The sequence below is a fragment of the Jiangella anatolica genome (genome assembly GCF_003236295.1).
Classification (GTDB): Bacteria; Actinomycetota; Actinomycetes; order Jiangellales; family Jiangellaceae; genus Jiangella; species Jiangella anatolica.
Genome location: NZ_POTW01000027.1, coordinates 38324 through 61983, shown reverse-complemented (window position 1 = coordinate 61983; position 23660 = coordinate 38324). Strand labels below are relative to the sequence as shown.

Sequence of the window (23660 nt, the reverse complement as noted above, 5' to 3'; positions counted from 1 at the left end):
GGCGCGATGAACACCTCGCAGGACCGCATCAGGGTCGCCGTCGTCTTCGGCGGCCGTAGCTCGGAGCACGAGATCTCGTGCGTCACCGCCGGCGGCGTGCTGGCAGCGCTGGACCCGCGCCGCTACGAGGTGCTGCCGATCGGCATCACGACGTCCGGCCGCTGGGTGCTGACCAGCGCCGACCCGGACCGGCTGGCGATCCGCGGCGAGTCCATGCCGCACGTCGACGACGAGGGCGGCACCGTCGTGCTGCCCGGCCGGGGCGAGCTGGCGGTGCAGTCGCCCGGCGAGGTGCCGCACGCCCTGGGCACGGTCGACGTCGTGTTCCCGCTGCTGCACGGCCCGTACGGCGAGGACGGCACGATCCAGGGGCTGCTCGAGCTGGCCGACGTCCGCTACGTCGGCTCCGGCGTGCTGGCCTCGGCCGTCGGGATGGACAAGCACGTGATGAAGCTGCTGCTGGCCGGCGCCGGGCTGCCGGTCGCGCGGCACGTGCTGGTGCTCCCGTCGGCGTGGGAACCGCAGCGCGAGCGGGTCGTCGCCGAGGTGGCGCAGACGCTCGGGTACCCGGCCTTCGTCAAGCCGGCCCGCGCCGGGTCGAGCATGGGCGTCAGCAAGGTGCGGTCGGCGGACGAGCTCGAGGCGGCGATCCTGGCCGCCCGCGAGCACGACCCGAAGGTCCTGGTCGAGGAGGCCGTCGTCGGCCGCGAGGTCGAGTGCGGCGTGCTCGAGGGTCAGGGCGGCGGCGAGCCGGAGGCCAGCGTCGTCGGCGAGGTGCGCTTCGGCGCCGAGCACGAGCTGTACGACTTCCAGGCCAAGTACCTGCCCGGCGACGACGTCGCGCTGGACATCCCCGCCGACCTCCCCGCCGACGTCGCCGAGCGGGTCCGCCGGATGGCGATCGAGGCGTTCCAGGCGCTGTCCTGCGAGAGCCTCGCCCGGGTCGACTTCTTCCTCCGCGAGGACGGATCGTTGCTGGTCAACGAGCTGAACACGATGCCGGGCTTCACACCGACGTCGATGTTCCCGCAGCTGTGGGCCAAGACCGGCATCGACTACCCGTCGCTGGTCGACCGCCTGGTCGACACCGCCCTCCGGCGGCCGACGGGGCTGCGCTGAGCGCTCCGCGCGTACACGACGACCGCGAGGCCGTCGTGCGTCGCCTCCTCCCAGAGGGTGAAGCCCAGCCGGCGCATGACGGCGATCGAGCGCTGGTTCGCGGCGACGGTGATGGAGATCAGCCGCGGCAGGGCGAGCTCGCCGAACGCGTGCTCCATCCAGGCCGTCGCCGCCTCGGTGGCGTAGCCCTGGCCCCACGCGGACCGCGCCAGCCGCCAGCCGATCTCGACGTCGTCGGGATACCAGTGGTGACGGTGGATGCCGGTGAAGCCGAGGAACGCGCCGTCCGCGCGCCGCTCCACGGCGGCCAGGCCGTAGCCGTCACGGTGATGGTCGGCATGCATGCGAGCCAGCATGCGGTCCGACGCCGCCCGGTCCAGCGGGCCGGTGGTGAAGTGCTCCATGACGGCGGGGTCGGCGTTCATGGCGGCGAACGCGTCGGCGTCGGACGGCTCGATCGGGCGCAGGGTGAGACGGTCGGTCGTCAGCGTGGTGGGCACCGTGCGACGTTAACGCAGTTCGCGCTCCGGCACGGTGTCGAGGATCGCGGTCGCGAGGTCGGCCAGCACGTTCGCCTCGGGCGCGTAGTCGTCGGGGACGGCGACCTCGACCAGGACCTCCCGGTCGACGGCGGTGAAGAAGAGGCCGCCGTCGCCTTCGTCGGGGAGCCAGCCGACGCCGTCGATGGCGAAGAGCTGGGCGTCCGGACGGTAGGACGCAGGTATCGGGACGCCGCAGCGCAGCACGATGGCCGGCTGGCCCCAGGCGGCCACGTACTCCGAGGACGGCTCGACGTCGCGCCGCACCGCGTCGTCGACGGTGTCCGGGAGGGCGTCGTGCAGCGCGGCGCAGACGTCGGCGCTGCCGGGCTCGGGCTCGTGCGGGTCGACGTCGACGGCGCCGAACCCGCAGCCGGCCAGGGCGGTCGCGAGGAGGATCGCGCCGAGGGTCAGATGTGGACGACGGGGCACGTGAGCGTGCGGGTGATGCCGTCGACCGTCTGCACCTTCGCCACCACCAGCTTGCCCAGGTCGTCGACGTTGCCCGCCTCGGCCCGCACGATCACGTCGTACGGCCCGGTGACGTCCTCGGCGAGCGTGACGCCGTCGATCTCCGAGATCTTCCGGGCGACCTCGGCGGCCTTGCCCACCTCGGTCTGGATGAGGATGTAAGCCTGTACGACCACGGGTTTGCCCTCCCACAGTGATGTGTGCGAACGGTCAACCTACCTGGTCGAGTGAACGTGCGGGAGAAGAGGGGAGCGCAGAGTATGCCCGACAGCGTTGGCGAGCTGGGCGAGTTCGGCGTGATCGACGCCGTGACCGCGCGGCTGCCGCAGGGCCCGGACGTCCTGCTCGGCCCCGGCGACGACGCCGCCGTCGTCGCCGCGCCCGGCGGCCGCGTCGTGGTGACGACCGACCTGCTGGTCGAGAACCGCCACTTCCGCCGCGACTGGTCCGAGCCGGTGGACATCGGCCACAAGGCGGCCGCGCAGAACCTCTCCGACGTCGAGGCGATGGGCGCCCGGCCCACGTCGCTGGTGGTGGGCCTGGGACTGCCGGCCGACCTGCCGGCGTCGTGGGCGGTGTCGCTGGCCGACGGGCTGGGCGCGGAGGCCGCCCTCGTCGGCGCGTCGGTCGTCGGCGGCGACGTGGTGCGCTCGCCGCTGGTCGTGGTGTCGGTGACGGCGCTGGGGACGCTGTCCGGCGCCGAGCCGGTCACGCGGGCCGGCGCCCGGGCCGGTGACGTCGTCGCGGTCTGCGGGCGCCTGGGCTGGGCTGAGGCGGGCTACCAGGTGCTGAGCCGGGGGTTCCGGACGCCGCGCGCGGTCGTCGAGGCGCACCGGCGCCCGCAGGTCCCGTACGGCGCCGGGGCCGAGGCCGCCGGTCTCGGTGCGACGGCGATGTGCGACGTGAGCGACGGGCTGCTGGGCGACCTGGGGCACGTGGCGGCGGCGAGTGGTGTGTCGATCGACATCGACCCGGCGCTGGTCGAGGTGGCCGGGCCGCTGCGCGAGGTGGCGTCGGCGCTCGGCGCGGACCCGCTCACCTGGGTGCTCACCGGCGGCGACGACAACGCCCTGGTGGCGACGTTCCCCGCCGGCGTCGAGTTGCCGGAGCGGTGGACGGTGATCGGCTCGGTCGCCGCCGGCTCCGGCGTCACCGTCGCGGGGGAGGAGTACGACGCCCCCGCCGGGCACGACCACTTCGCCGGCTGACCGCGTGTCGTGCTTGGCACGCCGCGCCGCTCGTGCCTTGGCACGTTCGAGCGTCGCGCTTGGCACGCCGCAGGCGACCCCTCGCGCCGGAAATGCGGCCTTTGTGGAGCACTCTGGCGTGCCAAGGGGCGGCTCGACGGCGTGGCGGTCCGGCGGCCGCCGGTGCCTGCCCGCCCTCGGCCCTTGCTGTCCAGCCTCGCGCCTGCTCGGCGTTCGCGGCTTGGCACGTTCCAGCGCCGTGCTTGGCACGCTGCAGGCGACCCCTCGCGCCGGAGATGCGGCCTTTGTGGAGCACTCCGGCGTGCCAAGGGGCCAGCGGGCGGGGCGGCGCGGGGGGACGCCCCCGCCGGGCACGACCACTTCGCTGGCTGACCGCGAATGACAACGAGCCGCCCCCCGGTCGGGGAGCGGCTCGGTCGTTCGTTCAGGAACGGGTCAGCGGCGGGCGACCTTGCCGGCCTTCAGGCACGACGTGCACACGTTCAGCCGCTTCGGGGTGCCTCCGACGACCGTCCGCACGGTCTGGATGTTCGGGTTCCAGCGACGAGGGGTCCGGCGGTGCGAGTGCGAGATCGAGTTGCCGAAGCCCGGGCCCTTGCCGCAGACATCGCAGGTGGCAGCCACGGAGACTCCTACTGAGACGGATTGGAAGACGACATGTGGTGCTGTTCGAACCGGTCACCCGGTCCGAACAACCGCCCCAGCGTACCGGGCCGCCGCGTCAGATAACAAACCGGCGCGGGGTAGTCTCGCCGGGTGCCACCGGTTCCCGACGCCGAGATCATGGTGCGCTGGTGCCGCGCCGGCCTGGACGCGCTCGCGGCGGCCAGGGAAGAGATCGACGCGCTGAACGTGTACCCGGTGCCGGACGGGGACACCGGGACCAACCTGTACCTCACGTTCGAGGCGGCGCTGCAGGAGGCCGAGGCCGCCGAGCCGACGCTGGCGGCCACCGCCGAGGCGGTCGCGCGCGGCGCGCTCCTCGGCGCCCGCGGCAACTCCGGCATCATCGTCGCGCAGATGCTGCGCGGGGTGGCCGACGTGCTGAGCCGGCCGGGGACGACGCTCGCCGACGGCACCGCACTGGCCGACGGCCTGGTCAACGCCGCCGACGAGGCGTACCGGGCCGTCGCCGACCCGGTCGAGGGCACCATCCTCACCGTCGCCCGCGCCGCCGCCGACGCCGCCCGGCGTCGCGCCGCGGAACCCGTCCCCACTCTGCCCGCCGTCGCGCTGGCCGCGGCCGCCGCCGCCCACGAGGCGCTGGACCGGACCCCCGAGCAGCTCGACGTGCTCCGCCGGGCCGGTGTCGTCGACGCCGGCGGACGCGGGCTGACGGTGCTGCTGGACGCGTTCGACACGGTGCTGACCGGACGGCGGCCGCTGCCCGGGCCGCGCACCGTCGGCGCGCACACCGTCCCCGCGCCGGTCCGCCAGGAGCCGCCGGAGCCGCCGGCGCCAGAGCCCGCCTACGAGGTCATGTACCTCCTCGATGCTTCCGAGCCCGAGATCGGCACGCTCCGGCGGACGCTGGCCGGGCTCGGCGACTCGCTCGTCGTCAGCGGCGCGGGGGAGCGCTGGAACGTGCACGTCCACACCGACGACGCGGGCGCGGCGATCGAGGCGGGCATCGCCGCCGGCCGGCCGCACCGGATCAGCGTCACCTATCTCGCCGCCCAGCACCGCGCGCCGGAACCGGGGGAGCGGCGCCGGGTCGTGGTCGCGTTCGCCGCCGGCGACGGACTGGCCGAGCTGTTCGCCGAGGCCGGCGCCGTCGTCGTCGCCACGGCGACCGGGCACCGGCCGTCCACCGGCGAGATGCTGGCCGCCGCCGACCGCGGCGACCCCACCCGGACCAGCGACGTCGTCATCCTGCCGAACGAGCGCGACGCGGTACCGGTCGCCGAGGCGGCCGCGGCCGAGCTGCGCACCCACCATCGCCGCGCGGCCGTCATCCCCACAGTCGCGCAGGTCCAGGGCCTGGCCGCGCTCGCCGTCCACGAGCCGAACCGGGCCTTCGACGCCGACGTCGTCGCGATGACGGCCGCGGCCGGCCAGACCCGCCACGGCGCCGTCACCGTCGCCGCCCGCGAGGCGGTCACGATGGCCGGCGTCTGCAAGCCCGGCGACGTGCTCGGGGTCGTCGACGGAGACTTCGCGGTCATCGGCGCGGACCTGCTGGACGTCGCCACCGAGGTGGTCGCACGTATGCTCGCCGCAGGTGGCGAGCTGGTCACGGTCGTCACCGGCGACGGCGCCGGCCCGGGCCTCGCCGACGGCGTCGCCCGCGCGGTCCGCCGTGGTCACCCGGAGGCCGACACCGTCGTCTACCGGGGTGGACAGCCCCGCTACCCGCTACTGCTCGGAGTCGAGTGATGGTCGGATTCGACACGCAGCTGACCGCCGTGGTCGGCGACAACACCGCCAAGGCGCTGGCGAAGACGCTGGACCTGCACACCGCCGGCGACCTCATGCGGCACTACCCGCGCCGCTACATCCAGCGCGGCGAGCTGACCGAGCTGAGCTCGCTGCGCGAGGACGAGCTGGTCACCGTCGTCGCGATGGTGAAGCGGGTCTCGAAGCGGAGCATGAAGAACCGCCGCGGCTCGATCCTGGAGGCCGTCGTCACCGACGGCACCGGCGAGCTGACGCTGACGTTCTTCAACCAGGCGTGGCGCGAGCGGGACCTGCGGCCGGAGCGGATCGGGCTGTTCGCCGGCAAGGTCGGCTCGTTCCGCGACCAGCGCCAGCTCGCGCACCCCGAGTACGAGATGTTCCCGGAGGACGCCGGCGACATCCGCGAGGCGGCGGAGAAGTACGCCGACGAGGTCATCCCGGTCTACCCGGCCAGCGAGAAGGTGCCGTCCTGGCTGATCGCGAAGGCCGTCGACGTCGTGCTGCAGCAGCTCGGCGACGCGCCGGACCCGCTGCCGGACGAGGTGCTGCGCAAGCGGCACCTGCCGGGGCTGAGCGAGGCGCTGCACGCCGTCCACCGGCCCAAGGCGATCGAGAAGGCATGGGCGGCGCAGCGGCGGCTGCGGTACGAGGAGGCGTTCGTCCTGCAGACCGAGCTGGCCCGGCGGCGGCTGTCGACGGCCGCACTACCGGCGACGGCACGGCGGGCCGCGCCGGGCGGGCTGGTCGACGCGCTGGACGAGCGGCTGCCGTTCGAGCTGACGCCGGGCCAGCGCGAGATCGGCGACCAGCTCGCCGCCGAACTGGACACGCCGCACCCGATGCACCGGCTGCTGCAGGGCGAGGTCGGCGCAGGCAAGACCGTCGTCGCGCTGCGGGCGATGCTGGCCGTCGTCGACGCCGGCGGGCAGGCCGCGCTGCTGGCGCCGACCGAGGTGCTCGCGCAGCAGCACCACCGGTCGCTGACGGCGATGCTCGGCGAGCTGGCGCAGGCCGGCATGCTCGGCGGCGCGGCCATCGGCACCCGGGTCGCGCTGCTCACCGGCTCGATGTCGACGGCGCAGCGCCGGGCCGCCCTGAACGACATCGTCACCGGCGACGCCGGCATCGTCGTGGGCACGCACGCGCTGCTGGAGGAGAACGTCCAGTTCTTCGACCTCGGCCTGGTCGTCGTCGACGAGCAGCACCGCTTCGGCGTGGAGCAGCGGGCCGCGCTGGCCGCCAAGAGCCGCGACGGCACCCGGCCGCACGTGCTGGTCATGACCGCGACGCCGATCCCGCGCACGGTCGCCATGACGGTCTTCGGCGACCTGGAGATCTCCACGTTGTCCGACGTGCCGCGCGGCCGCGCCGACGTCGCCACGCACGTCGTCCCGGTCGACGAGAAGCCGCACTTCCTCGAGCGGGCCTGGCAGCGGGTGCGCGAGGAGGTGGAGGCCGGCCACCGCGTCTACATCGTCTGCCCGCGCATCGGCGACGGCGACGAGGAGCCGGCCGCCGACGACGACCGGCGCCGCCCGGTCGCCGTCCTGGAGCTGGCCGAGCAGCTGCGCTCCGGCCCGCTGCGCGACGTCGGCCTCGACGTCCTGCACGGCCGGCTGCCGGCGGAGACGAAGGACGCGGTGATGGCGGCGTTCGCGGCCGGCACGACGCCGGTCGTCGTCGCGACCACCGTCATCGAGGTCGGCATCGACGTGCCGACGGCGTCGATGATGGTGATCATGGACGCCGACCGGTTCGGCGTCTCGCAGCTGCACCAGCTGCGCGGCCGGATCGGCCGGGGCTCCATCCCGGGCGTCTGCCTGCTGGTCACCGAGGCGGCCCCGGGGACGCCGGCGCGGGAGCGGCTGGACGCCGTCGCCGCCACCCGCGACGGCTTCGCGCTCTCCCAGGTCGACCTGGAGCAGCGGCGCGAGGGCGACGTGCTCGGCGCGTCGCAGTCCGGCCGCCGGTCCAGCCTCAAGCTGCTGCGGGTGATCCGCGACGCCGAGGTCATCGAGCAGGCCCGTGAGGACGCCTCCGCCGTCGTCGAGGGCGACCCCGACCTGGCCCGGCACCCGGCCCTGCTGGCCGCCGTCGAGGCCGCGCTGGCCGAGCAGGAAGCGGACTACCTCGAGAAGGCGTGACGTGCCACCAAGCACGGCGTACCCGGCGGCGAGCACGAACTCCAGCGGCCAGTCGGCGGCCCGGGCGACGAACGGTGCGGGCGAGTCGGTCACGTCCTCAGCCTCCGCCCGCCCGGCCGCGCGGACCGGCGCCCATACGGCTTCCTGACGCCGCGGCGCGCGATCTCAACGCCTTCTTGACACCCGCGGGCGCCGTCGCCGTGTTGGAATCGACACCGTGATCGTGGACAAGGCCATCTACCTCGACGGTGAGCGCGAGGAGATCGACGGCGACATCAGCGAGGCGTTCGAGCGGGCCAAGGCGCGCGGCAACGCCTTCCTGTGGGTCGGGCTGTTCGAGCCGACGCACGAGGAGTTCGACCTCATCGTCGACGAGCTGCAGCTGCACCCGCTGGCCGTCGAGGACGCCATCGACGCCCATCAGCGGCCCAAGCTCGAGCTGTACGGCGACACCCTGTTCGCCGTGCTCAAGACGCTGCGGCACGACGACGCGAAGGAGCAGCAGCCGGAGATCGGCGAGATCATGCTGTTCGTCGGCGACGACTTCGTCATCACCGTCCGGCACGGGTCGGTCAACCCGCTCGCGGCGGCGCGGCGGCGGGTCGAGACGGAGAAGCAGCTGCTCGACGCCGGCCCGCCCGGGGTGCTGTACGCCGTCTGCGACCTCGTCGTGGACAACTACCTGCGGCTGGTCCGGCAGTACGAGGCCGACGTCATCGACGCCGAGCGGCTGGTCTTCCAGCCCGGCGGTGCCGACGCGACCGAGACCATCTACGAGCTGAAGCGCGACGTGCTGCAGTTCCGCATCGCCGTGGACCCCCTGGTCCCGGTCATGGAGGACCTCGCGCATGGCCGTATCGCGCTGTGCGCGGGGCTGAGCGAGTACTTCCGCGACGTGCTCGACCACGTCCTGCGGGTCGACCGGCAGGTGGAGGCCCAGAGCGAACTGCTGACCGGCGCGCTCGCGGCCAACCTGTCGCTGGTGACGATGCAGCAGAACATCGACCTGCGCAAGATCTCGGCCTGGGCGGCGATCGTCGCGGTGCCGACGATGATCGCCGGGATCTACGGCATGAACTTCGACCACATGCCCGAACTGCACTGGTCGTTCGGCTACCCGCTGATCGTGGGCGTCATGATAGGCGCGTGCCTGGTGCTCCATCGCAAGCTGCGCCGCAGCGGCTGGCTCTGACCTCGTGACGCGGATCGTGGCCGGCGCCGCCGGCGGCCGACGGTTGTCCGTACCACCCGGCAACCGCACCCGGCCCACGTCGGACCGGGTGCGCGAGGCGCTGTTCTCGTCGCTGGAGGCGACGTTCGGCGGCGGCCTCGGCGGGCTGCGCGTGCTCGACCTCTACGCCGGCAGCGGCGCGCTCGGCCTGGAGGCGCTCTCGCGCGGCGCCGGCCACTGCCTGCTGGTCGAGTCCGACGCCCGTGCGGCGGCCGTGATCAGGTCGAACGTCAAGGCCGTCGGGCTGCCGGGAGCCGTCGTCGCCGCGTCGCCGGTGGAGCGGATCCTGGCCGCGCCGCCGGACGACCCGTACGACCTCGTGCTGGCCGATCCGCCGTACGCGATGGTTGACGCGGAGCTGAGCGGGGTACTCGTCTCCCTGACGGCGGGCTGGCTCGCACCGGGTGCGCTGGTCGTCGTCGAACGCGACCGTCGCAGCGCGCCGGTGACCTGGCCCGACGGCATCACCGCCGGGAGGGAGCGCCGGTACGGCGAGACCGTGCTCTGGTACGGTCACGGCCGGATGTGACACGCAGGAGGACACGTGCGCCGCTGTCTGTGCCCCGGCTCGTTCGACCCTGTCACGAACGGTCACCTCGACGTCATCGAACGGGCCGCGAGCCTGTTCGACGAGGTCGTCGTCGCCGTGCTGGTGAACGTGTCCAAGAAGGGACTGTTCTCCCTCGAGGAACGCATCGACCTGCTGGAGAAGACGTGCGCGCACCTGCCCGCCGTCCGGGTCGTGAGCTTCGAGGGGCTCTTGGTCGATTTCGCCCGTCAGCACGACATTCCCGCTGTCGTGAAAGGCCTGCGAGCGGTCACCGATTTCGACTATGAACTACAGATGGCACAGATGAACCACCGCCTGACGGGACTGGAGACGCTGTTCGTGGCGACCAATCCCGACTACTCGTTCCTTTCGTCCTCGTTGGTCAAAGAGGTAGCGTCCTACGGCGGTGACGTCTCCGGCCTGGTGCCGGATGTCGTGCTCAAGCGGTTGCACGAAAGATTGGGACGCCGGTGAACGCGCGCCGGCACACCTAGGGGGATGGTCATGGAGGTTCATGACAAGATCGCCGAGATCGTCGCACTCGTCGACTCGGCGCGGACGATGCCCATGTCGTCCACTGCAATGGTGAACAAGCAGCAGGTGCTCGCCCTGCTCGACGAGGTCCGCGAGGGGCTGCCGGCGAACCTGCAGGCGGCCGAGGCCGTGCTCGGACAGCGCGAGGCGCTGCTGATCGAGGCGCGCGGCAACGCCGAGCGGATCCTGGCCAACGCCCGGTCCGAGCAGGCCCGCCTGGTGGCCGACCACACCGTCACCCAGGCTGCCCGCGTCGAGGCCGAGGACATCGTGCAACAGGCCCGGGAGCAGGCCGAGAACATCCGCAGCGACGCCGACGACTACGTCGACGCCAAGCTGGCCCGGCTGGAGATCGCCGCCGCGCGCATCGTCGAGACGGTTCGCGACGGACGCGAGCAGCTGCGCCATCCCACCGCCTACGGCGAGCTGTCGCAGCGCCGCAACGGCAACCCCGTCGTGGTGCCGCAGCTCGACGGCACCGCGGACCTGGCCGAGGAGTTCAGCTCCGGCTCCGACGGCAAGGCCGAGCGGTTCGGCCCGGACGCCGACGAGTCCGACGACGAGCCCCGCGCCGCGGGCCGCGACTCGCAGCCTGACAAGCTGACGTCGGGTTTGGGGTAGCGGCCGCGCGTCTAGTAGTATTCGTCGTCGGCCTCACGTCGAGGTCACGATTGGCATGCCCATACCAGTACGAGAGTTGACTACGCTGAGCACGCTCGATCCGCGCGCCCCGTTCGTTCTCGCCACACACGAGCTCGGACGTCGGCCAGGGTCGACCCAGCGGGTCGCGATCACTGTGCCGGCGCCTGCCGGTCTCGATCTCGGCGGCGTGGTCGGGGTGCCCGAAGCGGCGGACGTCGAGCTGGACCTGCGGCTCGAGTCGGTCATGGAGGGTGTGTTGGTGTCCGGGACCGTCCGGGCGCCGTACTCGGGCGAGTGCGTGCGGTGCCTGGAGCCCGTCGACGGCGAGGTCGTCGCTGAGGTCCAGGAACTGTACGTCTACCCGGAACGGGCCGACGACCCCGACACCGAGACCGACGACGAGGAACTGCGCGTCGAGGACGACCTGATCGACCTCGAACAACCGGTCCGGGACGCGGTGGTGCTCACACTGCCGCAGTCGCCGGTCTGCCGGGACGACTGCCCGGGCCTGTGCCCGGACTGCGGAGCCCGGCTGGCCGACGACCCGGACCACGCGCACGAGAGCACCGACCCACGGTGGGCGGCCCTGGCCGGGCTGGTCACCGACGACACGAATGAGTCCGGCTCGCACAGGGCCGGCCCGACGGAGGAGAACTAGCCGTGGCCGTCCCGAAGCGGAAGATGTCGCGCAGCAACACCCGCCACCGCCGTTCGCAGTGGAAGGCGAAGCTGCCGCAGGTCCAGAAGCGCACCGTCAACGGGCGCACCACCTGGGTCGTCGCGCACCGCGCCACGGTGGTCGAGGACTCCCAGGGCACGCCGCTGTTCCTGGAGTACAACGGTCGCCAGGTCGGCGACGTCTGAGGGCTCGTGTAGGAGCCCCCAGGTGACGGCCGAGACTCCACCCCTGTCCGTGCTGGAGGGGCGTCTTGGCGTGCCCATCGAACCGGGGCTGCTGCAGCTGGCGCTGACCCACCGCTCGTACGCGTACGAGAACGGTGGGCTGCCCACCAACGAGCGGCTGGAGTTCCTCGGCGACGCCGTGCTCGGCCTGGTCGTCACCGACGCGCTGTACCGGCTGCACCCCGATCTGTCCGAGGGGCAGCTGGCGAAGCTGCGGGCCGCCGTGGTCAACATGCGCGCGCTCGCCTCCGTCGCCCGCGAGCTCGAGCTCGGCCGGTTCGTCCGGCTCGGGCGCGGCGAGGAGACCACCGGCGGACGGGACAAGTCGTCCATCCTCGCCGACACCGTCGAGGCGCTGATCGGCGCCGTCTACCTCGACCGCGGGCTGGTCGAGACCTCCGCGCTGGTGCACCGCCTGGTCGACGACCTCATCGAGGCGTCCGCGCTGCTCGGCGCCGGGCTGGACTGGAAGACGTCGCTGCAGGAGCTGACCTCGCGGCACGCGCTCGGGGTCCCCGAGTACCGCATCGCCGAGGACGGCCCGGACCACGCGAAGACCTTCACCGCCGACGTCATCGTCAGCGGCGAGGTGCGCGGCACCGGCACCGGCCGGAGCAAGAAGGAGGCCGAGGCGCGCGCCGCCGAGCTGGCCTGGAAGGCGCTCAACGACGCGGCCGAGGCCGCGCGCGCGGCCGGCGACTCCGGTGCCCGAACTCCCTGAGGTCGAGGTCGTCCGCCGCGGCCTCTCCGCGCACGTGCTCGGCCGCACCATCGAGCACGTCGACGTCGCGCACGGACGCGCCGTCCGCCGGCACGTCGCCGGCCCGTCAGACTTCGCCGACTCGCTGGTCAAGGCCGTGTTCACCGACGCGCGCCGGCGCGGCAAGTACCTCTGGCTGCCGCTGGACGACGGCGTCCGCGCGGTCGTCGGGCACCTCGGCATGAGTGGCCAGCTGCTGGTCCAGCCGGCCGCGGTGCCGGACGAGACGCACCTGCGGATCCGGTTCGTCTTCGCCGACGGCGACCCGCAGCTGCGCTTCGTCGACCAGCGCACGTTCGGCGGCCTGGCCGTCGCCGAGCTCGGGCCCGGCGGCGTGCCGGTCCCGATCGCGCACATCGCGCCGGACCCGCTGGACCCGGCGTTCGACGACGAGGCGTTCCGGCTGGCGCTGGGCCGGCGCCGCACCGGTGTCAAACGGGCGCTGCTGGACCAGTCGCTGATCTCCGGCGTCGGCAACATCTACGCCGACGAGGCGCTGTGGCGCGCGAAGCTCCACTACGCCCGCGCCACCGAGACGCTGCGCCGTCCCGACGTCGCCCGGCTGCTGGCCGCCGTCCGCGAGGTGATGGGCGCCGCGCTGGCGCAGGGCGGCACGTCGTTCGACAGCCTCTACGTCAACGTGAACGGCGAGAGCGGCTACTTCGACCGGTCGCTGGACGCCTACGGTCAGGAGGGTCGTTCGTGCCGCCGCTGCGGCACCCCGATCCGGCGCGACCCGTTCATGAACCGGTCGTCCTACACATGCCCCCGCTGCCAGCCCCGTCCGCGGCATGCGCGCTGGTGAGACGTTGTACCCGATTCCTCGGAACGAGTTGACCGAGAGGCCCGTCCGGTGGGATGCTGGTATGCGTTGCGGCCTGTGCGTCTACGGTCAGACGGGTGCCGCCTCCTACAGATTGTGATCATTGACTTCTCAAGCCTTCTGGAGGGCTTCGACAATGGCGAAGGCGCTGTTGGGTTATGTCGGGGGAACTGATCCAAGGCTCGCTACAGAAGTACAGCGTTTGCGCAGGCGGGTGACCGACCTCGAGGCGCAGGTGCTGCGGCTCCAGGTGGAGAACGACCACCTCGCCGAGGCGGCTGTCGAGCACGGCCGGCTCACCCTCGACGACACTGTGCACGCCGACACGCATGTGCCGCAACCGGCCTTGACCTGAAGGTCGCGGTTGTAGGCTGGCCCCCACATGCAGGGGAGTCGGTCTATTGCACCTGAAGAGCTTGACGTTACGGGGATTCAAGTCCTTCGCGTCGTCAACGACGCTGCGCCTGGAACCGGGCATCACCTGTGTGGTGGGGCCCAACGGTTCCGGTAAGTCGAACGTTGTCGACGCGCTCGCCTGGGTCATGGGCGAGCAGGGCGCGAAGAGCCTGCGCGGCGGCAAGATGGAGGACGTCATCTTCGCCGGCACCGCGGGCCGCCCCGCCCTCGGCCGGGCCGAGGTCGTCCTCACCATCGACAACACCGACGGCGCGCTGCCGATCGAGTACTCCGAGGTCACCATCTCGCGGACGATGTTCCGCAACGGCGGCTCCGAGTACGCCATCAACGGCCAGGCGTGCCGGCTGCTCGACGTGCAGGAGCTGCTGTCCGACTCCGGCATCGGCCGCGAGATGCACGTCATCGTCGGCCAGGGCCAGCTCGACGCCGTGCTGTCCGCCACGCCCGAGGACCGCCGCGGTTTCGTCGAGGAGGCGGCCGGCGTCCTCAAGCACCGCAAGCGCAAGGAGAAGGCGCTGCGCAAGCTCGAGGCGATGGGCGCGAACCTCACCCGCGTCCAGGACCTCACCGCCGAGCTGCGCCGCCAGCTCGGGCCGCTGGGCCGGCAGGCCGAGCTCGCCCGCAGGGCCGCGACCATCCAGGCCGACCTGCGCGACTCCCGGCTGCGGGTGCTCGCCGACGAGCTCGTACAGGCGCGCGCCAGCCTCGAGCAGGAGGTCGCCGACGAGACGGCGCTGAAGACCCGGCAGGCCGAGCTGACCCGCGCGCTGGAGCAGGCCCGCGCCGCGGAGTCCCGGCTGGAGGCCGAGGTCGCCCAGGTGGCGCCGCGGCTGACCCAGGCCTCCGACGCGTGGTACCAGCTGTCCGGCCTGCGCGAGCGGGTCCGCGGCACAGCGTCGCTGGCCACCGAGCGGGCCCGGCACCTGTCCGAGGCAGGCGAGGTGCAGCGCAGCGGCCGCGACCCGGAGGAACTGGAGCAGGAGGCCGCCGCCGTCCGCGAGCAGGAGGCCGAGCTCGAGGAGCAGATCGCCGCCGCCCGCGAGGCGCTGGACGAGGCGCTGGAGACCCGCCGTGCCGCCGAGGAAGCGGCCGAGGCCGAGGAGCGCCGGCTGGCCGCCGCCGCCCGTGCGAACGCCGATCGGCGCGAGGGCATGGCTCGCCTGTCCGGCCAGCTCGAGGGCGCCCGCCGCCGGGCCGCCGCCGCGGAGGCCGAGCTGACCCGGCTGAGCGCCGCCCGCGAGGAGGCGCTGCGCCGCGCGACCGCGGCCGAGCACGAGTACACCGCACTGGAGACGACCATCGCCGGGCTCTCCGTCGGAGAGGACGGGCTGGACAGCGAGCACGAACGGGCCGCCGCCGCCCTGGCCGCCGCCGACGACGTCCTGACCAAGCTGCGCGAGCAGGAGCGGGCCGCCGAGGGCGAGCGGGCGGCGCTGGTGGCACGGCACGAGGCCCTCCAGATGGGGCTGGCCCGGCGCGACGGGTCCGAGGCGCTGCTGGCGGCGTCGGACCGGCTGTCCGGCGTGCTCGGCTCGGTGGCCGCGCTGCTCACCGTCGAGTCCGGCTGGGAGGCCGCCGTCGCGACCGCGCTGGGCGCCGCCTCCGACGCTGTCGCCGTCGAGTCCGTCGACGACGCCGTCGCGGCGCTGCGGCTGCTGCGCGATGAGGACCTCGGCCGGGCCGGGCTGCTGATCGGCGGCGCGCCGTACGACGACCCGGCCTCGTGGCAGCCGCTGCCCGGCGGACTGCGCTACGTCGTCGACCTCGTCACCGCGCCGGCCGAGCTGCGGCCCGCGCTGACGCACCTGCTGCGCGGCCTGGCCGCCGTCGACGACCTCGCCGCCGCCCGCGCGCTGGTCGCCGAGCTGCCCGACCTCGTCGCCGTCACCCGCGACGGCGACCTGCTCGGCCGCGACCGCGCCTACGGCGGGTCCAGCAGCGCGCCCAGCCTGCTGGAGGTCCAGGCCGCCGTCGACGACGCGGCGGACCGGCTGGCCATCGTGACCGGCAAGGCCGAGGACCTGGGCCGCAAGCTGGCCGCCGCCGAGCGGGCCCGGGCCGAGGCGGCCGCCGCCGAGTCGCACGCGCTGACCAAGCTGCGCGAGTCCGACGCCGAGCTGTCCGCGGTCGCTGAGCAGCTGGGCCGGCTCAGCGGCACCGCCCGCGCCGCCACCGAGGAGGCCGAGCGGCTGGCTGACTCCGTCGCGCGGGCCGAGGAGGCGCGCGACCGCGACCTCGGCGCGCTGGAGGAGATGGAGGAACGGCTCGCCGCCGCCGAGGAGACCGGTGACGACGACGTCGAGCCGTCCACCGAGGAGCGCGACCGGCTGACCGAGCGGGCCCGTGCCTCGCGGCAGGCCGAGACCGAGGCGCGGCTGGCGCTGCGCACCGGCGAGGAGCGGGCCCGGGCGCTGACCGGCCGGGCCGAGAGCCTGGAGCGGACAGCCCGGCAGGAGCGCGCGGCCCGCGAGGCCGCCGTCGTCGCCGCCCGTCGTCGCGCCGCCGAGGCCCGGGTCGCCGCCGCCGTCGCGCGTGGGGCGCAGGCCGTCCTGCGGCACCTGGAGCGGTCGCTGGAGCTGGCCGCCGCCGAACGCGACGAGGTGCAGGAGCTGCGCACGGCGCGGGAGCAGTCGCTGGCCGCCGAGCGGGTCCGCGTGCGCGAGGTGGCCGCCGAGCTCGACGACATCACCTCCAGCGTCCACCGCGACGAGCTGGCCCGGGCCGAGCATCGGATGCGGGTCGAGGCGCTGGAGACCAAGGCGCTGGAGGAGCTGGGCGTCGACCCCACGACGCTGGTCGAGGAGTACGGCCCGCACCTGCCCGTCCCCGTCCCGCCGGGCGAGGACGGCGAGCCGCGCGAGCCGATCCCGTACGTGCGTGACCAGCAGCTCAAGCGGCTCAAGGCAGCCGAGCGCGGGCTGGCGGCGCTGGGCAAGGTGAACCCGCTGGCGCTGGAGGAGTTCGCGGCGCTGGAGGAGCGGCACGCGTTCCTCACCGAGCAGTTGGAGGACCTCAAGAAGACCCGCGCCGACCTGCTCGACATCGTCAAGGAGGTCGACGACCGGGTGCAGCAGGTGTTCGCCTCGGCGTTCGAGGACACCGCCCGCGAGTTCGCCGACGTCTTCTCCCGGCTGTTCCCCGGCGGCGAGGGCAAGCTCGTGCTCACCGAGCCCGACGACATGCTCACCACCGGCATCGAGGTCGAGGCGCGGCCTCCGGGCAAGAAGGTCAAGCGGCTCTCGCTGCTGTCCGGCGGCGAGCGTTCGCTGGTGGCCGTCGCGTTCCTGGTGGCGCTGTTCAAGGCGCGGCCGAGCCCGTTCTACATCCTCGACGAGGTCGAGGCGGCGCTCGACGACACCAACCTGGGCCGGCTGCTGAACATCTACGAGGAGCTGCGCGAGCGCAGCCAGCTCATCGTCATCACCCACCAGAAGCGCACGATGGAGATCGCCGACGCCCTCTACGGCGTCTCGATGCGCGGCGACGGCGTCACGGCCGTCATCTCCCAGCGGATTCGTGAGTCCGAACCGGTCTGAGCTCGGCTCGGCTGGGTACTGGTGAGGTCCGGCGACGTGCCCGCAACCCCGCGGACACGCCGTGCGTCATACGGGTGACGAGGTTGCTCCTGCGCTACCGTCGTGGTGCAAGAGTGAAAGATGTTACTGATGTGACCAACGGGGGTGTCACATGACGACTGTGGTCGTGGCGATGCTGGCGATCGTGATGGTGGCGACGGCCGTGCTGGCCGCCGTCGGCGTGTACTACCACCTGTCCGAGTCGGCGGCGGTGCGGCGCCGGCTGCGGCGGTGGCGATTCCTCGTGGTGGCCCGCCTGGACGACTGGCGTGCGGCCACATTCCACCGGCTGCGGATCGTGCGCCGCGGGTTGGCGCGGCGGCTGGCCCGCCCGGCGCCCGCTCCTTCTGCGGCGGTGTCCCGGATCGGCGGTACGTCCGAGGTGACGCACCGAGCCGCTTGACGGCGCGCTGCTGCCGTTGGCTTGTAGGGCTGCGACCGTTGGTCGTCCCCCTGCTGCCCGATTGTCTTAGCCGGGCCGGCGCGCCTCAAGTCCGCGCCCGTTGTGGCTTGGGTGGTCTGTGGTTGTGGGGCGCGTACTTGACCCGCGTCGTCCCGGCCAAGAACGGGCAGCTATCAGGGGGACGGGGGAGTGTGGCGACGCCCGTCGGAGGCACCGGCCCACGTATGCCGGCTTCATGAGCCGACGTCCGCCGCGTTGGCGGGCTGTGGATTCCCATGATCATCAACCATCTGCGTCGTCGGGGCGACCGAAAAGGTTGATGATCATGGGAACGTGCGAGGATGGCGGCCGTGGAGTACATCGTCATCGTCGTAGCCGTCGTGGTCGTCCTGGGCGCTGCCCTGGCGGCCTTCCTGATCCCCCGTCGACGGCGGGGGGAGGTCGCGGCGCCGCCGCCGCGGCCCGGGGTGGACTACCAGCCCGGGGTCGGCGACGACGCGACGGCGCCGGTCGAGGCGCCGCGGACGCCGATCCGCGACGTCGAGCTGCCGGAGGCGCCGCTCGCGCCCGTCGAGCCGGAGGCGCCGGCGCTGGAGCGCCCGGAGCCCGCCGCCGGCCGGCTGGTCCGGCTGCGGTCGCGGCTGGCCCGCTCGCAGTCCGGCTTCGGCAAGGGCCTGCTCAGCTTGCTGTCGCGTGAGCGCCTCGACGACGAGACGTGGGAGGAGATCGAGGACACCCTCCTCACCGCCGACCTCGGCGTCACGCCGACGCAGGAGCTGGTCGAGCGCCTGCGCACCCGCGCCCGCGTCGAGGGCATCCAGGACCCCGACGCCGCCCGCACGCTGCTGCGCGAGGAGCTGCTCGCCCTCGTCGACCCGTCGCTGGACCGGGCCCTGCGCACCGACCGTCACCTCGAGGACGGCCGGCCCGCCGTCGTCCTCGTCGTCGGCGTCAACGGCACCGGCAAGACGACGACGGTGGGCAAGCTGGCCCGCGTCCTGGTCGCCGAGGACCGCGACGTCGTGCTCGGCGCCGCCGACACGTTCCGGGCCGCCGCCGCCGACCAGCTCACCACCTGGGGCGACCGCGTCGGCGTGGTCACCGTCCGAGGCCCCGAGGGCGGCGACCCGGCCAGCGTCGCGTTCGACGCCGTCAAGGCCGGCATCGAGCAGGAGGTCGACGTCGTCCTCGTCGACACCGCCGGCCGGCTGCAGACCAAGGTCGGCCTGATGGACGAGCTCGGCAAGGTCAAGCGCGTCATCGAGAAGCACGGCCCGGTCGACGAGGTCCTGCTCGTCCTCGACGCCACCACCGGCCAGAACGGCCTGGTCCAGGCCCGCGTGTTCGGCGAGGTCGTCGACGTCACCGGGATCGTGCTGACCAAGCTCGACGGCACCGCCAAGGGCGGCATCGTCGTCGCAGTGCAGCGCGAGCTGGGCGTCCCGGTGAAGCTGGTCGGCCTCGGCGAAGGCCCCGACGACCTGGCGCCCTTCGACGCCGAGGCCTTCGTCGACGGCATCCTCGGCTGATCGATCGCGCTGAGATCTGACGCACGAAGGGGACCGGCTCTCGCCCGATCTGAGGGCACCGATGGGACCGCGTCTAGAGTGGGTGACGGCCGGGGGAGGTGCGTCTACACCGGTGATCCCGGCTGAGGCCCCGGCGCGTGCTACTACGGTCCCGCGTCGGGGCTTCTTGCGCCGCCGGTTAGGTCCGCGCCGGTTCTGGCTCCCGCTCACCGGCCGTAGGCAGGAAGAGCTCCGGCCGGCCCTCGACGTAGAGCTGCGGGATCCGCCGGTCCAGCCACCGCGGCGACCACCAGTTGGCCCGGCCCAGCACGTGCATCACGGCCGGGACGAGGAGCATCCGCACCAGCGTCGCGTCGATGAGGATCGCGGCCGCCATGCCGAGCCCGAGCGACTTCAGCACGACGTCCGGGCTGGGCACCAGCGCGGCGAACACCGTCACCATGATCGCGGCCGCCGCCGTGATGACCCGGCCGGTCCCGGCCAGCCCGTCGATGATCGCGCGCGCGTTGCTGCCGGTCCGCAGCCACGACTCGCGCATCCGGCTGATCAGGAACACCTCGTAGTCCATCGACAGCCCGAACAGCACCGCGAACATCACGATCGGGACGTAGGCCGGCATCGGCGTCTCGTTCTCGACGCCGATCAGCTGCCCGGCCCAGCCGCCCTCCAGCACCAGCGCCACCACCCCGTACGCGGCGGCGACGGAGAGCAGGTTCATCACCGCGGCGGTCAGCGTGATGACGACGCTGCGGAACGACACGAGCAGCAGCACCATCGACACCGTCACGACACCGCCGATCAGCAGTGGCAGCCCGCCGGCCATCGACTCGTTGACGTCGATCGCCGCGGCCGTCACGCCGCCGACGTGCACGTCCACGGGCGCGGCCGGCAGCACGTCGTCGCGCAGCGTGTGGACGAGGTCCTCGGTCGCGGCGTCCTGCGGCCCGGTCGTGGGGATGACGGTGAGCAGCGCGGCGTCCTCGGCGTCGGTGACGACGGGCGGCAGGACGGCGGCGACACCCGGCGTGGCGGCGACGGCCTCGCTCAGCTCCGGCAGCGAGCCGGCGTCGGCCCCGCCACCGGCCAGGTCCGCGACCAGCAGCAACGGCCCGTTCGCGCCCGTTCCGAAGCCGTCGGCGAGCAGGTCGTACGCCTGCCGGCTGGAGTGCGAGGCCGGGTCGTTGCCGGCGTCGGGGAAGCCGAACCGCGCGCCGAGGAACGGCGCCGCCAGCACCAGCATCAGCACGGCGCCCAGCGCGGCGGCCAGGATGTTGCGACGCTCGATCAGGCGGCTCCAGCGCAGCCAGCCCCGCGACGGCTCGACGTGCCCGCCCTCGCTGACGGCGACCGCGCCGCGCCGCCGCCCGATCGGCAGCCGCCACCGCTCGATCCGGTGCCCGAAGAAGCCGAGCAGCGCCGGGAACAGCGTCGCGGCGGCCGCCATCACGATCAGGACGGCGACCATCGTCACCACCGCCGCGCCGCGCATGAACGACAGTCCCATCGCGAACAGCCCGAACATGCTGATCATGACGGTGCCGCCGGCCACCATGACGGCGCGCCCGGCGGTGTCGAGCGTCGCGACGGTGGCGTCGTGCGGCGACAGCCCGGCGGCGCGCCACTCGCGGAACCGCGTCACCATCAGCAGCACGTAGTCGATGCCCAGCGCGATCCCGATCAGCGACGCCAGGATCGGCGCCCAGCTCGGCACGTCCATGATCGCCGCGACCACGCCGGCCAGCATCGAGCTGACCGCGAGCCCGGCGACGGCGACGGCGATCGGCAGCCCGGCCGCGACCACCGTCCCGAACGTCACCAGCAGGATCACGGCGGCGGCGATCAGCCCGATCATCTCGCTGCCCACCTCGCCGCTCTCCGCCTGCCGGATCGCGTCGCCGCCCAGCGCGACGTCGAGCCCGGGCCGTGACGCCGACTCGGCCGCCGCCAGCATCAGCTCGGCGTCGGCGACCGGCAGCTCCTCCGGCGCGTCGACGTCGAGGCTCAGCCGCGCCTGAAGGGTCTGCCCGTCCGGCGCCAGCGCGCCGGGCGTCGTGTATGGATCGTCGACGGCGATGACGTGGGGCATCGTGCGCAGCTCGGCCAGCAGCGCGGTGACATCGGCCTGGACGTCCGGGTCGGTCACGGGCGTGTCGGAATGCACCACGACGTCGACCGGCTCGCCGGCCTGGGCCGGGAACCGGTCCGCGAGCAGCCGCTGCGCCTGTTGCGAGTCGCTGCCGGGGCTGGAGTAGTCGACCTCGTAGTCGCCGCCGAAGCCGGCGGCCAGACCGACGGCGACGGCCAGCCCGGCGACCCAGCCGAGCAGCACCCGCCAACGGTGCCGGAACGCGACGCCGGCCAGCCGTCCGAGCGGCCCCGGCCTGTGTGTAGTCGTCATACCACGATCCTCGAAGCGGGCCGGCCGCGTCGTCGTCCGCCGTGGAGCGCGTCCCGCTACGCCACCGGGAGTAGGCCGCTGCGCCGCCGAGCCGACGCCGGGCGTCGGTCCATCTGGCTACGATCCATGGCATGGAGCGGTTGATACGACGCCTGCCGACACTGTCGGCGCGCACGCAGGACGTGCTGATCTCGGGCTTCGTGACACTGCTGCAGGTGCAGGGCACGCACTCGGCGATCTTGGCCGACCCCGAGTCGACCGGCGCCCCGTTCGACGTCCTCGGCGTCGTGGGCCACGGGCTGCTGATCCTCAGCGGCCTGAGCCTGCTGGTGCGCCGACGCTGGCCGGTTCCGGTGTTCGTGGTCACGGCGCTGATCAGCGTGGTCTACTTCGCCGGCGGATACCCCGACGGCCCCGGCTGGATCTCGCTGTTCGTGGCCATCTACACGGTGGCCGCGCACGGCGACGGCCGCCGCTCGCTGGTCTTCCTCACCAACTCGCTCGGGGTGCTGGCGATCGTCTGGCTCGCCACCACCGACTTCGACGAGCGCGAGCGCATCGGCTGGCTGGCGTTCCGGATCGGCGCGACGATCATGGCGGCGGCGCTGGGGGAGTCGGTACGCTCCCGCCGCGTCATCGCCGCCGACGCCGTCCGGCGGGCCGAGGTGGCCGAGCGGACCCGCGACGAGGAGGCCCGCCGCCGCGTCGACGCCGAGCGGCTGCGCATCGCCCGCGAGGTGCACGACACCGTCGCGCACGCGATTGCGATCATCAACGTGCAGGCCGGTGTGACGGCGCACGTGCTGGACAAGCGGCCGGAACGGGCCCGCGAGACGCTGCTCACGATCGAGCAGACCAGCGCCCGGGCGCTGCGCGAGATGCGCTCGGTCCTCGGCGTGCTGCGCGGCGACGACGACGGCGCGCCCGGCACGAGCCTGGCCGCGCTGGACGAGCTGCTCGCCGTTGCGCGGCGGGCCGGGCTGGACGTCACGGTGTCCGGCTCGGTGCCCGCGGGCTCGTTGCCGGAGGCCGTCGACCAGGCCGCGTACCGGATCGTGCAGGAGGGCATCACCAACGTGATCCGCCACGCCGGGCCGGCCCGGGTCACCGTCGGCCTGGAGCTGGGCGACGGCGAGCTGCGGGTCGAGGTCGCCGACGACGGCGGCGACCTGTCCGGACCGGCCGGGCCGCCGGTGGAGCCCGGCCGCGGCCTGGCCGGTATGCGGGAACGCTGCGAGCTGCTCGGCGGCTCGTTCGAGTCCGGCCCCGAGGGCAACGGCTTCCGCGTGTGCGCCCGGTTGCCGCTGCACCGCGTCGAGGCCGTCACCCGATGACCGACCTGGTGAGGGTGCTGCTCGTCGACGACCAGGTGCTGGTCCGGGCCGGCTTCCGGGTGCTGCTCGACGTCGAGGACGACATCGACGTCGTCGGCGAGGCCGCGACCGGCGCGGAGGCGATCGAGCGCTGCCGCGAGTCGCGCCCGGACGTCGTGCTGATGGACATCAGAATGCCCGACCTCGACGGCATCGAGGCGACCCGCCGGATCGCCGCGATCCCCGGCCTGGAGCGGGTCAAGGTGCTGATCCTCACCACGTACGACACCGAGGAGTACGTGTTCGACGCGCTGGAGGCCGGCGCCAGCGGGTTCCTGCTCAAGGACGCCGGGCCGCAGGAGCTGCTGCACGCGATCCGCGTCGTCGCCGCCGGCGAGGCGCTGCTCGCGCCGAAGATCACCCGGCGGCTGATCGCCCAGTTCACCGCCGCCCGCGCGGCGTACCAGGTGGCCGAGGACCGGCTCGGCGTGCTGACCCAGCGGGAGCGGGAGGTGCTGGCGCTGGTCGGCACCGGCCTCTCCAACGCCGAGATCGGCGACGCGCTGTCGCTCAGTCCGGCGACGGCGAAGACGCACGTCAGCCGGGCGATGATCAAACTCGGCGCGCGCGATCGGGCGCAGCTGGTCGTCATCGCCTACCAGACCGGACTGGTGAGCGCACGCCCCGTGACCTGATGCCAGTGA

At 73.4% G+C, this 23660-nt stretch carries 23 protein-coding genes; 18 read left to right on the top strand and 5 right to left on the bottom strand.

Features of this window, described 5'->3' with window-relative positions; all coding sequences use genetic code 11:
• Positions 1 to 6: 6 nt before the first annotated feature.
• Positions 7 to 1119: a D-alanine--D-alanine ligase family protein gene (locus tag C1I92_RS13485; protein ID WP_111255177.1), complete on the top strand. Its 1113-nt coding sequence runs from the start codon at positions 7 to 9 to the stop codon at positions 1117 to 1119.
• Here C1I92_RS13485 and C1I92_RS13480 read toward each other — a convergent pair.
• From C1I92_RS13480 to C1I92_RS13470, 3 genes are read right to left on the bottom strand one after another with little or no spacing between them, the layout of a single operon-like run.
• The gene (locus tag C1I92_RS13480; protein WP_111255176.1) at positions 1056 to 1619 is read right to left on the bottom strand and encodes a GNAT family N-acetyltransferase; all 564 of its coding nucleotides are present in this window, start codon (positions 1617 to 1619) and stop codon (positions 1056 to 1058) included. The genes C1I92_RS13485 and C1I92_RS13480 overlap by 64 nt on opposite strands.
• A 9-nt stretch (positions 1620 to 1628) precedes the next feature.
• Positions 1629 to 2090, bottom strand: a complete 462-nt coding sequence (locus C1I92_RS13475; protein ID WP_111255175.1) for a DUF3515 domain-containing protein — start codon at positions 2088 to 2090, stop codon at positions 1629 to 1631.
• Positions 2069 to 2305, bottom strand: coding sequence for an Lrp/AsnC family transcriptional regulator (locus C1I92_RS13470; protein ID WP_111255174.1), 237 nt, complete (start codon positions 2303 to 2305; stop codon positions 2069 to 2071). The genes C1I92_RS13475 and C1I92_RS13470 overlap by 22 nt, the downstream gene beginning before the upstream one ends.
• A gap of 84 nt (positions 2306 to 2389) precedes the next feature.
• On the opposite strand from C1I92_RS13470, the gene C1I92_RS13465 reads away from it, so the two are divergent.
• The gene (locus tag C1I92_RS13465) at positions 2390 to 3337 is read left to right on the top strand and encodes a thiamine-phosphate kinase (protein ID WP_111255173.1); all 948 of its coding nucleotides are present in this window, start codon (positions 2390 to 2392) and stop codon (positions 3335 to 3337) included.
• Positions 3338 to 3772: 435 nt separating this feature from the next.
• On the opposite strand, the gene rpmB is transcribed toward C1I92_RS13465, so the two are convergent.
• A complete protein-coding gene (gene rpmB, locus C1I92_RS13460) occupies positions 3773 to 3961 on the bottom strand; it encodes a 50S ribosomal protein L28 (protein WP_046771409.1) in 189 nt (62 codons plus the stop codon).
• Positions 3962 to 4093: 132 nt separating this feature from the next.
• Here rpmB and C1I92_RS13455 point away from each other — a divergent pair, with 132 nt between their 5' ends.
• The 14 genes from C1I92_RS13455 to ftsY all read left to right on the top strand — a co-directional run bounded on the left by C1I92_RS13455 (position 4094) and on the right by ftsY (position 19245).
• A complete protein-coding gene (locus C1I92_RS13455) occupies positions 4094 to 5713 on the top strand; it encodes a DAK2 domain-containing protein (RefSeq protein WP_199521192.1) in 1620 nt (539 codons plus the stop codon).
• Positions 5713 to 7878, top strand: coding sequence for an ATP-dependent DNA helicase RecG (gene recG / locus C1I92_RS13450; RefSeq protein WP_111255171.1), 2166 nt, complete (start codon positions 5713 to 5715; stop codon positions 7876 to 7878). The genes C1I92_RS13455 and recG overlap by 1 nt, the downstream gene beginning before the upstream one ends.
• 217 nt (positions 7879 to 8095) lie before the next feature.
• Positions 8096 to 9070, top strand: a complete 975-nt coding sequence (locus C1I92_RS13445) for a magnesium and cobalt transport protein CorA (protein WP_111255170.1) — start codon at positions 8096 to 8098, stop codon at positions 9068 to 9070.
• 4 nt (positions 9071 to 9074) lie between these two features.
• Entirely contained in the window at positions 9075 to 9638 is a 564-nt protein-coding gene (gene rsmD / locus C1I92_RS13440) for a 16S rRNA (guanine(966)-N(2))-methyltransferase RsmD (protein WP_111255169.1), read from the top strand.
• 15 nt (positions 9639 to 9653) lie between these two features.
• A complete protein-coding gene (gene coaD, locus C1I92_RS13435; protein ID WP_111255168.1) occupies positions 9654 to 10133 on the top strand; it encodes a pantetheine-phosphate adenylyltransferase in 480 nt (159 codons plus the stop codon).
• A gap of 30 nt (positions 10134 to 10163) precedes the next feature.
• Positions 10164 to 10814, top strand: a complete 651-nt coding sequence (locus C1I92_RS13430; protein ID WP_146605136.1) for a F0F1 ATP synthase subunit B family protein — start codon at positions 10164 to 10166, stop codon at positions 10812 to 10814.
• A 76-nt stretch (positions 10815 to 10890) separates the two neighbouring features.
• Positions 10891 to 11493, top strand: a complete 603-nt coding sequence (locus C1I92_RS13425; RefSeq protein ID WP_369124096.1) for a YceD family protein — start codon at positions 10891 to 10893, stop codon at positions 11491 to 11493.
• A 2-nt stretch (positions 11494 to 11495) separates the two neighbouring features.
• Positions 11496 to 11699 (top strand): 50S ribosomal protein L32, encoded by a 204-nt coding sequence (gene rpmF / locus C1I92_RS13420; RefSeq protein ID WP_046771403.1) that lies wholly within the window; start codon positions 11496 to 11498, stop codon positions 11697 to 11699.
• Positions 11700 to 11721: 22 nt separating this feature from the next.
• Positions 11722 to 12459, top strand: a complete 738-nt coding sequence (gene rnc / locus C1I92_RS13415) for a ribonuclease III (protein WP_111255165.1) — start codon at positions 11722 to 11724, stop codon at positions 12457 to 12459.
• Positions 12443 to 13303: a bifunctional DNA-formamidopyrimidine glycosylase/DNA-(apurinic or apyrimidinic site) lyase gene (mutM, locus tag C1I92_RS13410; RefSeq protein ID WP_111255164.1), complete on the top strand. Its 861-nt coding sequence runs from the start codon at positions 12443 to 12445 to the stop codon at positions 13301 to 13303. Before rnc ends, mutM begins: the two co-directional genes overlap by 17 nt.
• Before the next feature lie 154 nt (positions 13304 to 13457).
• The gene (locus C1I92_RS35615) at positions 13458 to 13676 is read left to right on the top strand and encodes a hypothetical protein (RefSeq protein WP_111255163.1); all 219 of its coding nucleotides are present in this window, start codon (positions 13458 to 13460) and stop codon (positions 13674 to 13676) included.
• A 46-nt stretch (positions 13677 to 13722) separates the two neighbouring features.
• Complete coding sequence (gene smc, locus C1I92_RS13400) at positions 13723 to 17274, top strand: chromosome segregation protein SMC (protein ID WP_111255162.1); 3552 nt, start codon at positions 13723 to 13725, stop codon at positions 17272 to 17274.
• 151 nt (positions 17275 to 17425) lie between these two features.
• Positions 17426 to 17716, top strand: a complete 291-nt coding sequence (locus tag C1I92_RS13395) for a hypothetical protein (protein WP_146605135.1) — start codon at positions 17426 to 17428, stop codon at positions 17714 to 17716.
• Positions 17717 to 18066: 350 nt separating this feature from the next.
• Positions 18067 to 19245, top strand: a complete 1179-nt coding sequence (gene ftsY, locus C1I92_RS13390; protein ID WP_111255193.1) for a signal recognition particle-docking protein FtsY — start codon at positions 18067 to 18069, stop codon at positions 19243 to 19245.
• A gap of 178 nt (positions 19246 to 19423) precedes the next feature.
• Here ftsY and C1I92_RS13385 read toward each other — a convergent pair whose 3' ends face one another.
• Complete coding sequence (locus C1I92_RS13385) at positions 19424 to 21643, bottom strand: MMPL family transporter (RefSeq protein WP_111255160.1); 2220 nt, start codon at positions 21641 to 21643, stop codon at positions 19424 to 19426.
• A gap of 131 nt (positions 21644 to 21774) precedes the next feature.
• On the opposite strand from C1I92_RS13385, the gene C1I92_RS13380 reads away from it, so the two are divergent.
• Positions 21775 to 22977 (top strand): sensor histidine kinase, encoded by a 1203-nt coding sequence (locus tag C1I92_RS13380; protein WP_111255159.1) that lies wholly within the window; start codon positions 21775 to 21777, stop codon positions 22975 to 22977.
• Positions 22974 to 23651, top strand: a complete 678-nt coding sequence (locus C1I92_RS13375; protein WP_111255158.1) for a response regulator transcription factor — start codon at positions 22974 to 22976, stop codon at positions 23649 to 23651. Before C1I92_RS13380 ends, C1I92_RS13375 begins: the two co-directional genes overlap by 4 nt.
• Positions 23652 to 23660 lie beyond the last annotated feature (9 nt).